Annotated in this window: 11 protein-coding genes and 1 tRNA gene; 5 read left to right on the plus strand and 7 right to left on the minus strand. The window is 47.2% G+C overall.

Annotated elements, in window-relative coordinates; all coding sequences use genetic code 11:
• Positions 1-172 precede the first annotated feature (172 nt).
• The 3 genes from JNN12_05655 to JNN12_05665 form a co-directional block, all read right to left on the minus strand.
• Positions 173-433: a hypothetical protein gene (locus tag JNN12_05655; protein MBL7977808.1), complete on the minus strand. Its 261-nt coding sequence runs from the start codon at positions 431-433 to the stop codon at positions 173-175.
• A gap of 421 nt (positions 434-854) precedes the next feature.
• Positions 855-1,481 (minus strand): Uma2 family endonuclease, encoded by a 627-nt coding sequence (locus JNN12_05660; protein MBL7977809.1) that lies wholly within the window; start codon positions 1,479-1,481, stop codon positions 855-857.
• A 19-nt stretch (positions 1,482-1,500) separates the two neighbouring features.
• Positions 1,501-2,139 (minus strand): DsbA family protein, encoded by a 639-nt coding sequence (locus JNN12_05665; GenBank protein ID MBL7977810.1) that lies wholly within the window; start codon positions 2,137-2,139, stop codon positions 1,501-1,503.
• Between the two features lie 150 nt (positions 2,140-2,289).
• On the opposite strand from JNN12_05665, the gene JNN12_05670 reads away from it, so the two are divergent.
• A complete protein-coding gene (locus tag JNN12_05670; GenBank protein MBL7977811.1) occupies positions 2,290-3,909 on the plus strand; it encodes a DHA2 family efflux MFS transporter permease subunit in 1,620 nt (539 codons plus the stop codon).
• Positions 3,910-3,927: 18 nt separating this feature from the next.
• Positions 3,928-5,184, plus strand: coding sequence for a hypothetical protein (locus tag JNN12_05675; protein ID MBL7977812.1), 1,257 nt, complete (start codon positions 3,928-3,930; stop codon positions 5,182-5,184).
• A gap of 240 nt (positions 5,185-5,424) precedes the next feature.
• On the opposite strand, the gene JNN12_05680 is transcribed toward JNN12_05675, so the two are convergent.
• Together JNN12_05680 and JNN12_05685 are read right to left on the minus strand one after the other, a co-directional pair.
• Complete coding sequence (locus JNN12_05680; protein ID MBL7977813.1) at positions 5,425-6,636, minus strand: hypothetical protein; 1,212 nt, start codon at positions 6,634-6,636, stop codon at positions 5,425-5,427.
• Positions 6,637-6,760: 124 nt separating this feature from the next.
• Entirely contained in the window at positions 6,761-7,702 is a 942-nt protein-coding gene (locus JNN12_05685) for a tetratricopeptide repeat protein (protein ID MBL7977814.1), read from the minus strand.
• Between the two features lie 444 nt (positions 7,703-8,146).
• Here JNN12_05685 and JNN12_05690 point away from each other — a divergent pair, with 444 nt between their 5' ends.
• From JNN12_05690 to JNN12_05700, 3 genes are all read left to right on the plus strand, one after another.
• Positions 8,147-10,603, plus strand: coding sequence for a T9SS type A sorting domain-containing protein (locus tag JNN12_05690; GenBank protein MBL7977815.1), 2,457 nt, complete (start codon positions 8,147-8,149; stop codon positions 10,601-10,603).
• 92 nt (positions 10,604-10,695) lie between these two features.
• Entirely contained in the window at positions 10,696-11,676 is a 981-nt protein-coding gene (locus JNN12_05695; GenBank protein ID MBL7977816.1) for a T9SS type A sorting domain-containing protein, read from the plus strand.
• A gap of 41 nt (positions 11,677-11,717) precedes the next feature.
• Positions 11,718-12,704 (plus strand): T9SS type A sorting domain-containing protein, encoded by a 987-nt coding sequence (locus tag JNN12_05700; GenBank protein MBL7977817.1) that lies wholly within the window; start codon positions 11,718-11,720, stop codon positions 12,702-12,704.
• Positions 12,705-12,848: 144 nt separating this feature from the next.
• Here JNN12_05700 and JNN12_05705 read toward each other — a convergent pair.
• A tRNA-Asp gene (locus JNN12_05705) sits at positions 12,849-12,925 on the minus strand.
• Between the two features lie 94 nt (positions 12,926-13,019).
• Positions 13,020-13,673, minus strand: coding sequence for a CAP domain-containing protein (locus tag JNN12_05710; GenBank protein MBL7977818.1), 654 nt, complete (start codon positions 13,671-13,673; stop codon positions 13,020-13,022).
• Positions 13,674-13,840: the final 167 nt, after the last annotated feature.

Raw genomic sequence — 13,840 nt, forward strand, 5'->3', positions numbered from 1 at the left:
GCTCAACATATCGGAAAAGGTCTTTAATGCCGGAAAGCGAAGCGGGAACTTGATGCCAAAAACGAATTGACGTATTTTGTCGGAGAAGGATTGCTGCATCTTGGTAGTTGTTGATTCAACCTAAAACTCCTTTAGATACCATCGCAATCTTTTTTTATTTACTTATTTTTATTTAATTTAGGCCATTCCCCAAAGCTGTAGGCGGGAGTGGACGGGTTGACACTTCGGCAAGCTCAGTGCATCGCGTGCAAACTTGGAGTTTTGTGTCCGCCTCAGGCGGATTCAGTACTGGTTGACCCGCCTCCACTGCGTTACGGACGGGTGTGCTCCCCTGTCTGCCGGCAGGCAGGGAAACCCGCCACTGTGCCAAGCGCCAAACCGTTGAGTGCAGTTGGTAATATATCTGACATTCCCCAAAGTTGTATTTTAGCATTTTTTGGGCCTATGGAAACGACAATAACCAGCAAAAATCTTGGTCACTTGGGAATGATGGCCAGCATGATAGACGAACTCGGCATAGGTAATAGATTCGGCGATTATCCAAGATACCCGCGACCGTCACCTTACGGTGGGCGAGGCCGTTAAAGCTATGATTATCAATGGTTCAGGTTTAGGTATAAAATTGATTAGAACTCACAAAGGCGTGGTTTCAAAAAATTTCCTCCGACCATGTTTTTAAACAAATTAGGTGCCTGATACTTAAATCATTAGTAAATTATTATTTTTTGATTTTTTACCTAAAAAAGATTATCATGCATAAAAAAATAAGATTATTAACCTGATGAGTGAACAGGCAAAAAATACTATTTCCGAATCGGAGGGGGTGTGGAATGTTAGGTATATATTTCAAAACCTTACGTGTACCTAAAAACCTCTTTTAGTTCTATTTCCCAATTTGGAAAGGCAGAAGAAACCAATACATCCTCTTCAGAATACACCGTCCGAGCCACAAAAACCCCCCGCCGGTTGCGGTCATACACCAGCACATTACGGTATTCCGGTTGTACCACCCAGTATTCCCGAACACCTACTTCTTCATAAATTGAGAACTTTTCCTTCATCTCGGTACGGGTATTGCCTGGCGACAAAATCTCAATCACCAGATCCGGCGCCCCCAAACAACCCCGATCGTCCAGTTTCTCAGGATCGCAAATCACACATAAATCCGGCTGCAATACGGTCATCACTTCCTGATCGCTCACGGCCTGCCGCCGAATCCGCTTAGACAGCCGAAAATCCGCCCGAAGCACCAACCGTACATCAAACGGCGCGGTATAAGCGCGGCATGTTGTATTTTTCAGGTATTGGTAAAAAATACCAGAGAGATTCATGGAAATGCTTTGGTGCATACGGTTGGGCGCGGGTGACATGCGGTACACATAGCCCCGCAACAATTCTACCCGCTCCTGAAAAGCCCACTTCAGATAATCGGCATAGGTGTATTGCCGCGAAAGGTCTAAGTCATTAATGTCTGTGAGCATCTATTTGATATTTAAATCTTTAGGTACATTCTAACAACAATTGTTCTACCGATTTTTTCAGGGAATTTAAGGGAGTATATCCTCGGGCGAGTACATACCCATTGGGTCCATCAATCCATACGACGGTAGGAAACCCATAAATGCCCATCTTCTTTACGGTTTCAAATTCGGCCTGTGTTTGTTGTAATACCGTTTCTTCTTGCATTTGGTTCACAAACTCATCTCCCATCAAACCCATCGTCTCTGCGAGGGAAACATACATTTCCCACTTGTCCGGATGTCTGCCATCGAAATAAACAGCCCGTTGAAGCGCGTGTGTAAACGGGACAATTTTAGAAGCCTCAAGGGCTTTAAGGGTCGTTAAGGCCAATCCTGGTTTTAATGAGTTTAGTTGCATATCGCCACCTCCCATCATGTCCTTCAGAAATGCCTCGCCGAACAAAACCCCCGTCACCTCCTCCACTTGCCGATAAGCGGTTTTAATAAAAGGTGCTTTTTCATTGATGGTACCCACACGATCGCCTAAAATCATACCGCCGGAAAGAACGTCAAAATCCACACGGCCCTGATAAGCCACAAACAAGGCTTGCATTACAGGCGAAAACCCATAACACCATCCACACAAGGCATCATAGACGTACAATATTTTGGGACGCATCTGGAAACGTACTTGGTTATAAATGGATTTTCCAAACATTCACCAGTCATTTTCTGGTTTGTTCCGAGCCGCAAAACGAACAGAACTGAACTTCAAACATAAACCCCTATTCCGTTTGTATCTTAACGGCTTCACCAAAACAATATACGAATGCTTGCTTCAACCGATACCTCCACTCCCGATAAAGGACTGGCATACAAATGGAAGGTACTTTGGTCGGTGATTTTTGGCCTATTTCTGGTTATCTTAGATCAAACCGTCGTCAATGTTGCTTTCCCTACCTTGCGTAATGAATTTAATGCCCCACTGGAAGACACACAATGGGTGCTGAGCATTTATGTCATGGCGATGGGAATTAGTACGCCCTTGGCTGGTTTTTTGGGGGATCGTTATGGTATGAAGCGGATCTACATTTGGGGCATCGCCTTGTTTGTCATCAGTTCGTTGCTCTGCGGGTTATCCGACTCACTGCCTCTATTAATTGCCGCACGCGCCTTACAAGGCATTGGGGGTGGCTTGGCCCTACCATTAGGATCTGCGCAACTCTTTCGCGCATTCCCACCACACGAACAAGGCTTGGCCCTTGGCCTGTTTGGTATTGCCCTAACCATGGCCCCCGCTTTAGGCCCTATCGTGGGCGGTTGGTTGGTGACGCACGACCTGTGGCGCTGGATATTCTACCTAAATGTGCCGATTGGCATTCTGGGGGTTGTGATTGCCTCGCGATGGCTTAAAGAAACCATACAGGAAAATGCTCCCAAATTAAGTATTCCCAGCCTTATTGCCTCGACGATTGGTTTTGGTGCGCTTTTATATGCCGCTTCCATTGCTGCCGATAAAGGCTGGGCCTCCACGACGGTACTGACGTGGCTTTTACTGGGTTTTGCAGGGCTTGGAGCGCTTTCCTATATCGAACTTAAAGTTTCACGAGAACCTTTATTGGATTTGCGCCTCTTTAAAAATCCAATCTTCTTACGAGCAACCATTATCGGCTACGTCGCAACAGTTGCACTCTTCGGTGCAGAATTCTTGATGCCAATCTATTTACAGGCCCTACGTGGGTACTCTGCATTGGATACTGGTATTTATCTGCTCCCGCTTGCCTTGACTGCTGGCCTGGTGACCGCCATTTCTGGACGCATTTATGACTACATAGGCCCCCGTCCACTGATTGTCGTCGGATATGGCATCATCATGCTTAATACTTGGCATCTGTCCCATATTCAGGTTGATACAACCATTCAGCACATCATGTGGCTCTTGGCCGAACGAGGGATTGGTATTGGTCTTACCGTACAAGCAACGTTTACTGCCGCACTCGGGGTTGCGCCCTTAGAAAAAGTCTCGCGAGCATCTTCACTTATCAATGCTTCCCGAAATGCCATACAAGCCATTGCCGTGGCAATTCTTGCCACCATTCTTGTTAGTGCTGTATCTCCTAAAGTGAAGAACATCCAAGACCAACTCATGCATGGTTCACCGTCGGCACAACAGGATGAGACCTTTAAAGGCGGTGTTTGTACCGAAATGCCTGCTGCGGGGAGCTTTGATGACCCCTTTGCCAACCCATTCGCCTCTGGATTGGGTAAAAAAATGCGTGACCTCCGAAAACAAGCCTGTACCGAAAACCTGCAAGGGCTTAGTGATGCCTACCGTATGACCTTCTATTTCTCCATTTTAGCCTTTATGCTCGGGTTTTTGCTGCCCGGATGGCCTGGAAAATGGACCGGACGGGATGGCATTCGCCCACCTACAGCCGCTTCACATTAGACTTTACCCAATCCCATCATGTACCTTTGTTTGTTTGAAGATGCTTTTTCGGATCATCTTCGCCCCGTATCCGAGACCCGTGCCGTGTATGACATCCGCTTAGGAAGCAGTACGTTGGCACAATACCTTCGCCGCCAATTTCCAGACCTGCATCCTGCCCTTCAGGTGCGACCCTACCTTGCGGGTACCATGACCGACTCCTATCCCGGTGTACCCGTAAACGAACCCCTTTTAGCGGGAACGTTATTTCTAAATGGACGCATTTCGTTCTTACCAGCCGAGGTGATCCAACGTCTCCGGAAAGCAGCCCAGCATGGAGAACCCAAACGGATTTTTATGCAGGATGGATTTGTGGTGGCCGCTTGGTTGCCTAATCCCTCCGATGTGGCTTTAGACCAAAATGCCCTAACGCCTTCGGCATTTCGTGACGCTCCTTTAGAAGCCGTGGAAGGGGTACATTTCCTAAATCGGCTGTGGCATCTATTGGTAGAATTGCCTGAATTTATTACAAGAGGGTTTGTGCAAGCGGGTAATTTTGGCAAGATTCACCCAGCAGCCATATTGGTAGAGCCCGACCATATCTTTGTTGCCGAAGGGGCCAAAGTACATGCAGGAGCCATTCTTGCAGCAGATACCGGACCGATATTTTTAGACCGTGGAGCCGAGGTGTGCGAAGGTGCAGTCGTTAAAGGCCCGTGCTATGTCGGACAACACTCCAGAATTAACATGACAGCGCGGATAGACACCACCGCAATAGGGCCGGGCTGTAAAATTGGCGGCGAAGTTCATGCCGCAACGTTCCAAGCAAATTCCAACAAGGCACACGACGGATATGTTGGTAACAGTTATATCGGACAATGGTGTAACATTGGTGCAGATTCTAATACATCTAACCTAAAAAACGACTACGGAAACATCCGGTTATACAATATCGCCCTACAGCGGTATGAACTTTCTGGACAACAATTTCTCGGAACCATCATGGGCGACCATACCAAATGTGGCATCAACACGATGTTCAATACAGGCACCGTGATTGGTACATGCTGCAACCTGTATGGTGGTGGGTATCAGCGAAATTACGTCTCTTCGTTTTCTTGGGGTAGCCCTGCCGAGATGTATATGCCTTATAAACTTGAAAAAGCCTTGCGTGTGGCAGAGGCGGTTTTTGCCCGCCGAAACAAACGAATGTCTCCTGCCGACCTACACATGCTGCAAACCATCTATCGGATGTACCACGACCTGGCAGCCGATGAAGACCAAGGCCAAAATTGAAGATGCATTTTTGCCAAATAGGACTATCATGAAAGTCTATCATGTCATCCTTTATTTTTTAGTCAGGGGTCAGGTTAAAAAATGTATCCTTGAGCCTAAAACGGCATCGTCCTCAACTTTGCGTGGACCAAGCATTCCTAATTAAACTTTTCCTGCAAACAAAAAGGGCAGAAGCCAAAAAGGGCAACCTTGCCCTTTTCGATAACGTTTGGTAAAAGAGAGTATCCGTTTTCCAAGGGGTTACCAAGTACCCAGCACAAGTTGAATCAAATGGCTATAACGCGGCACCAAGCCCGAAAGACGTCCTGTTTCGATACCATAATAAGCATAGTCTAAGGTCATACCGCCCAGATCCAATCCGCCTCCAAACGACGCATATCCTTGCCCAAAGCCACCCCGAACTTGCAAAAAGCCCAGCAACCGGACTTCCGCCCCAAAATACAGCTTCGATCCAAACGACTGTTGTACCATTGGAGACTGATACCCTTCCACATCTATGGCCGTAGAAACGCCCAACACCTTTGAAAAATTCCGGACATATCCTATTCCTAAACGGTAAGAGAGGCCAGAAGGACGGAGCGTGGCTTGCGCTATATTGCGGTTGAGTTCTGCGGCCTCTTCGTCTCCCTGTACCAATTTGGCATCCGCACTGCTAAAGTCAGACAAGTCGCCCGAAACAACATCATATACCGTAGCACCAACCCTAAGCCCCTGAATACGCTTAGGACGATATAACAAGCCGACATCTGCCGATAGCCCGCCTGCCGATAACGCATAAATGGGTTCATTGCTGGTAAAACCATCCAGCGATTTATCTTTAACCACCACCTGACGATAGGTGTATTTGGCATTGGCGCCTACGGAAAATTCAGGCGAAACGTCTATACTCGCTCCACCAATCCCTATTAAGTCCCCCTGTACAAGCAAGTTAACCTGTGGTACTCCGGCCCCCCCATCTGTAACCTGAACCAACCCTTTACCATCCGAGAAAATACCCATATTTAAGGCCGCTTTTTCCCCTAAACGGATTGCAAAGGCAGGCAAATACAGGTTGGATTCTGAATAGATGCCCCCATTTCGACGGAAGAGATCCAAGGCATCGTCATAAAGTGCTTCTTGCTCTTGATCCGAAAGCGTTTCGATTCCTTGGTCAATGGCTGGCTCAATCCGGTCTTTGTAGAAGGCGGCTATGTCTATCGTATTAATACCCGTTCCGGCCTTTAATCCCAAAATGGTAAAGCGCATCGCCTTTTTACCTAAGGCTTCGCGACCACCAGCCGGATTATAGAAAAAGGCGCTCTCCCGTTTAGGAAGGGCCACCCCCGCCCCACCCATCCCCAGATAGGCGGGCGATGCAACAAAAGAACGGGTATTTTGGGTAAAATTTTGTGCAAATAGATCATTGGTTGGCACAAACAAACAAAACAAGGCCAACAAATATGTTTTTTTCATGAGTATAGAGGATTTACATCCATTTAGCATACTTATAGCAATGGATAGAGTAGAGGAAATCACGAGACTTTTATGGAACCGGAACAGTACATGATGGCTGTACATCGCAGTAAAGACCAGATGTCTATGGCTGACAAGCAATATTCGATTGCAAAGCCTTATTCAGCGCATTATAACCATCTCTTGCAAGGGCAGAAAGCTCAGTGGACGTCGTAGAATTTAATAGGACAGAGCGGGTTTCTAATAGAAAAACAGCCATATCTAAACTATTCATAGATTTTTGGGTCTCGGCAAAAATCTTCTGACACCGCTCCTGTGCATTGGGACCTGTGCCATCATTGGTACAATACCCCAAGTACGTAACATTGGCTTTAGTACTGAAATTATACCAGATAGCACCATTTTGTTCAGCGAATTTTTTCATCTTATTAAATTCCTGAACCGTCACAACCAAACTATACAGCAAAAGGGCTTGTTCAATATTTGCTACTTTTTTACTCTTAAGTGCCGCAAGCAATGAAGCCTGCGCCATACGTGGATTGATATTGACAAATATGGGCGAGAGAATCACCTCCAAAACGCCAAAAAGGTCCTCTTTGGAAAGCTTCTGACTACTCAGGTAGCCATTCAAATCAAAGGGCGTCTTGCCGCCCCCCGGCTTATCGCTACAAAACTCCGCGATACGTAACTTCGAAAGTGGCAATCCACCAGTAAAGCTACCTCCCGGATCACCCGTACTCAGATAATCGGCCAGATTGCGTAAGTCAAAAACGTCTATATCTGCCGCGAGCAAGACGGCATTGGCGTGTTGTACACGGATTTCCCCGTTATCTGGTGCCAAAGACTGTGCTTTTTCCAATACTTTCTGTGCCTCCGCAGGAGTACCTTCCGCAATCAACTGTACTCCATCCGCCAAGAGTTTTTGCGGATCTTCGCTTTTTAAAATTTGCTCAACCTTTTCTTCTACGGTGATTTTACCCGAAAACAGGTTGTATTGGTCGCACCCGGATATGGTAAAGATTAAGGCGAACAACCAAATGACGTGGAAAGCAACTTTGTAAAACATAGCAGACAAATGTTTTAATTAAAAATATTTAGTATATATACAAAATCACATAAACCTATTTAAGATAAGTTTGCTCATGTAATTTCAGTACTAAAAGGTGGTGTATTGAGGTGCTAAAGCCTTAGAGGGAGGGTAATGGCTTTTCCAGCCGCCTTCAAGATGTGTTTGAGGCAACAAAATGAATATACCACTTTCTTGGTCAACCTGAACAGCATCAAAGCATTCTAACATAAAATTATCCTTGTTTCATTTTCGATAATTACACGATTCTTATACCACGCTGTTGGTACACGCTTGGATCAACAGCCATCACTTCTAATCCTAATTTTATCTTTTTAAAAATTTAAACAAATATTCACTCCTTCGATTGCCATGACCCAAATAATGTATTAAATTAGAATTGTAAGCGCTTACACTTTCCTTGACATTTAGTTTTTCACATAGATGAGACGTAATCTACTCCTTTTGGCCTTCCTCCTCAGTTCCCCATTCCAATCCTTTGCTCAAGATGTGCTCCTTCAGGGATTTTATTGGAACACCCATCCGGGCGACCTCTCCAAAAAAAATAGTGGCGGGGTTTGGTGGGATTCCCTCGCTACGGTAGCGCCCCAACTTGCCTCTGCTGGATTTAAAACGGTCTGGATTCCCTCGCCCGCCAAGGGATCCGGGGGGACTGCCGATATGGGCTATGGCATTAACGACTACTACGACTTGGGGAATTTTGGCAATAAAATTTCGGGAGCCTTTCGGACGCGGTTCGGAAACAAGGGCCAACTAATGACGATGATTTCTACCGTCAAAGGGAGTGGCCTGAAGGTGATGGTGGATGTGGTGTTGAACCACCGCTTTGGCGGAGACCCGACCCCTAAAACGCCTCACGTCTGTAATCCGCATCTAAATAGCGACCAGTTCACTATTTTTACCCCTGCCAGTGGGCGTTTCCCCGGAAGACCCGACCACTTCAACCCCACCTTCCCGCATTGCGATGTCAATGGCCCATACCACAACCCCATTTTTGGCCAAGACATCGGATACTTTGCCAACATAGACACTTCGCCCCCTCCTGGTGGCTGGTATTTTGGCCCACATAATGTTGGCACAGTTGCCGATTCCCTCATCACCTGGGGCCGCTGGCTCATGAATGATATTGGCTTCGATGAAATGCGGATTGATGCCGTAAAACACATCGAACCCGGTTTTTTGGCTCCTTTCTTGGTAGAAACCAAAAATGGCGAACAACCTTTTACCGTAGGCGAGTTCTACGATGGCGACAAGGATGCACTAAAGAACTATCTGAACGAGGTAAATACCTTTAATGGGGCTTATGGCTCCAAAGGCAAAAATGCCAAGCTCTCAATGTTTGACTTTAACATGTATTTTGGCCTAAAATCCCTCCTAAACGACGGGTCGGGAGGATATAATACGTGGAACCTCAATACCCTCGGACTCAACTTTAATGGCGTACATGGCGACAATGTGGTAACCTTTATCGAGAACCACGATTTTGACCGAGGCGGCTATAAAGCTGCCCCTGGCCCACAAGACCCAGGGTATAACCCCGACTGTTCTGGACCAGGCTTCTCGTGGTCGGGCAATACATGTCTCCAATATTTTACCCAACCAGATCACGACCCTGTTTTCCGCGACAAGCACATGGGGTACGCCTTTCTGATGTCGCTTCCGCCCCGTCCGATGGTTTTCTGGAAAGACTATTGGTGGTATGGCTTTAAAGACGAGATTGATTGGTTAATGAACCTCCGCCGCACCATGGCCACGGGTTTTGCAACCCCCGTAGCATCCCTTAATCCTTACTTCCCTAATACCGGAAACTACGACAGTAGTAACCACGGTGGTAATATGTTTGCTTTAAAGCGGGATGAAATGATGTTTACCTTGAACGACCGCGCAGACAAGCAAGGCGCTATTTGGGCAGATACCCCCTGGACGAATTTGGAACTAAAAGATTATTCCGATGCCTATATGTTTGAACAAACCTCCAGTTTTGGAGATAAACGTGCGTTTCTAAAGGCTAATGCCCGTAATTACGCATGGTATGCCCCAACCGGACGCTATCCACTACCCAACAATGAAGCCGCACCCAGTTTTACGGTTACAGCTACCGAGGGCGGAAAACTGCACTTTGTGGTACTTCGGGCCTCCGACTTGGCGCAGTTTGAAGTGGGTGGGAGCACCTTACAGGCAGGAGACGAAGTGGCCGTCCTTGGGACAAAAGATGCTTCAGGAAATTCAGGAATTGCCGGATTGGGACGTATCGGTCAAAGCGTGCGTTGGGACGGCGTACACGACTTGCTCATTGAGGTGCTGGGAAATGCCACCGACGACAACAACAATGGCCGTCTAAAAGCCGGAGATGACCTCCGCTTGGTCATCCGCAAACAAAGCAATGGTCAGAAATTTTTGACCCAATCCATCACTTGGTTGCCAGAGTCAACCGACTTTACCTTTAAAGCGAAACGCCCCCATTCTCGTGGGCCAAAATCTTTTGGATTAAAAGTGAACAATGGATCAGGGCAATACAGCATTGGGGGTATTTCCGTAATTTCGGGATTCTCCACCAGCATCGCCACCGCAAAAGAGGCACCACAGGCCATAGATACACAATTGGTGAAGGAAAAAGCCTTACTTTATCCGGCCTATCCTAACCCCTTTAATCCTACCACCACCCTATCGTTTGCACTTGCCACCACACAAAACGTAAGTGTTGAACTGTTTAATGCACTCGGACAACGGGTTCAAACGCTTTATAAGGGTAGTGTTTCTGCCGGAGAACGCCAGAATATACAGGTAAATGCCAGCAATTTGCCCTCCGGAACCTATATCGCACGTCTGGTAACAGCCGACGGTATGGTACGCGCACAATCCTTAATCCTTACGAAATAACCTTCGTAGAAGCCGGAAGTGCCCAAAAGGAAGGGAAAATGTGGGGCTTCCGGCTTTCTTATCTTGTAACCATTTAAGAATTTGCTTAATACATGAACAAGTTATTTACATTCATTTTTTTCTTGCCCGCTTTTGTCTTTTCCCAACCCGTTGTGGATGGTCAGGGAGGTGACCCTTGCTACAAGGTACAAGGTTCTTTTAGCGGGAGCAATGGCGCTTTCGGAGACTGGGGCGCAAAAGAAGTACAGGCTTGTACGCAAAACCAAACCTTGTATGTCTTTGTGAAAGGCGCTGTAAACCCCGCCAACTACCACGATGTTTTGGTCTTTATTAATACCAGCGACAAAACGGGCATTCCGGCAGGTGCAGCAGGTGAAATTCCAGCCGGAAACGATGGTCTTTCCCCTTTTAGTCAATACGCGTTCCCGATCACCAATCCCATTGAGACGGATCATGGCGTGCGGCTGACGGCTGATGCAGCCAATTTAAAAGGATATGTAAGTCATATCAATTATACGGGCACACCAAGTAATCTGGATGTCTATCTGGGTGAGGTAGCCTTTGGTGGTACGGCGGTTACCTATGCCGATATGTCATTTGCATACGTACAAGCCCCCAGCATGAGTGCCGCAACAGGGGGATTCGAGTTCTCGATTCCATACAGCAAACTTGGCGCGGGCGCGGGTGCACAATTCCAACTTTATGTGGTATATGGCAACGAGCAAGGGCAATACGCCATCGCGCCCGGTACCATCCAAACCCCACTCTTTAGCGGAACCGCCACCGCAACCGAGCGCGATGAACTACCCAATACTGCCGCGCTGGAGGTCTATCCCAACCCGTTTAACCCCGAAGCCACTGCCCGCTTTTCAGTGCCAATTACACAACCCGTCGAAGTAGCGCTCTACAATGCCTTGGGTCAGCGCCTCAAAACCCTCTATTCTGGAACCGCGCTTGCCGGGCAAATAATAGAGGCAAAATTACATGGCAACGACTTGCAAAGTGGCGTATATTACCTAAAGATGGCCGGAACCTCTGTTCTAAAAACCCGTGCGGTCTCGTTGCTTAAATAAACCAGTCCGCATTTACTTAATAAATCTAAACACATACTACCATGAAAAAACTCGTTACAACCTTGTGCATGATTTGCCTTTCATCAGTTGGTGTCTTTGCACAAGTCGGTTGGATTGGTAATCATTCTACTTCTACAACAACAGCTCCAGGTGGATCAAGTTTTAATGTGACCTTGAAGTTAGAAGTATGGAAAGGCGGTGTTACCGACCCCGCCGGGCAAGGTGCCGGCATTACCTGTAACGTCCATTGGAGCGGTGGGGTTGTGGTTGGTGGCAGTTGGCCCACGCCTACAACCGTTCCTGCAACTTATTCAGGGGACAATCCTAATAATGATATATACGAAGCGACCGTTACGGTAACAACAAACGGATACTACGAATTTACTGCCAATTGCACCTCTGATTCAATTGTAAAATGGGCTGGTGATTTTAGTACAGCAAATTTCGGTTTTACCATTTCGGGACTTCCTATTTCGTTGGCATCTTTTACCGGAACGGCAACGGAGAATGCAGCCACTCTCAACTGGGTTACGGTAAGCGAGCTAAACAGCGACCACTTTGATGTAGAACACTCGGCCAATGGCAGTGCGTGGAAAAAAGTGGGAACGGTACAAGCTGCTGGCAACAGCATTGACCTGCGCAACTACAGCTATACCGTAGAAGGACTACAAGTGGGCAAGCACAGCTTCCGCCTAAAAAGTGTGGACAAAAACGGGGATGCCCGCTATACGGCCTCGGTACAACTCAATGTGGAAGTACCCGGCCAATATGTCTTGTATCCCGCCTACCCAAACCCCTTCAATCCGGCAACCACCATCACTTTTGCAGTGGCTTCTCGTCAGGCCGTAAAAGCAGAAGTATTTAATGCCTTGGGTCAAAAAGTACGCACCCTCTTTAACGGAACACTTGAAGCCAATGTGCCACACAGCGCACAATTCGATGCCTCTGGCCTCCAAAGCGGTATGTACATTGTGCGCGTTACAGGAGCAAACTTCAAAGCCACCCAAAATGTTACGCTGCTGAAATAAGCGCCCTAAGAAGTCTTCCGGCTATTCTAAACCGGGGGTTGCGACGCGGCCTCCGGTTTTTTTGTGTGTATAACAACCAATGTAACCACACAGGCCTAATATAAATCGAAAAAGTCAACCACATCTGTGATTGACTTTTGGTGTTGGCGGTCCGGACGAGACTCGAACTCGCGACCCCATGCGTGACAGGCATGTATTCTAACCAACTGAACTACCGGACCATTCATTCTTATGAGGACTTTAATATACCAAATTCAGCCAACACTGCGCAAGCATCCCATGAACAAATTATACCGATTAACAAAACGTTCATACTTAAAACGACTCATATTGCACTGCAAGGGCCAATACCGCCATCTGATTATAGGCTGGGTGTGGGCCTGATGCAGCGCCCATATAGCGCCAGTGTGGCCCCAGCAATGTTTCTCGGTGACTACGGTTTGTTACCCCATCGTCCACCAACCATTGAAGCAAAAAGCCTTGTGCATCGTTCTGTCCATATGCAATATTTTCAGCAATTTCGCCAGACCACACCCCAAACCGCTCTGCGCGATTCCACACATGGCTACCATCCTTTCCCCGATGCCCCGTAGCCCCCGACGCCCCTTGGTCTTGTACATGGTGGATAGTGGCTTTCGTGAGACCCAATGCGCGGCGTAAAGGCGGCAAAGGCTTTTGGGCGAATAAAACACCCACCGCTTCTCGGACTGCCGTGGCCCCTTCGACCGTCATAAGGCGGGGTTTTCCTACCAACATCAAAACATTTCCCTTAAAATAAGGCAGCCAAGCCTGAAGTTTCCTACCATATACCGAGGGATTGCTGCGAAGTTGGTTGATCTCGTATAAAAGGGCTTCGTCAAAAGGAATACTCCCCGAAAGGTAGGACCGAGGCGCCACCCCCTTACATTGCGCCAATAACACCCCAACCAATAACCAATACACCCTACACCACAGTAGTGTGTGGGGCATTACATCACCATTTCCATAACAAACCCACCCATATGGATTCTTGAAAAAAAAAGACTTAAACAAATTGTTAAGGTGTTGAGAAAGTGAAAAATATCTTATATCTTCTGGTTTGGAATCTTTCCAATTTTTAACTGCTAACACACACTTATTTTATAAGGGAGGACACA

This window comes from Bacteroidetes Order II. bacterium, from assembly GCA_016788705.1.
Taxonomy (GTDB): domain Bacteria; phylum Bacteroidota; class Rhodothermia; order Rhodothermales; family UBA2364; genus UBA2364.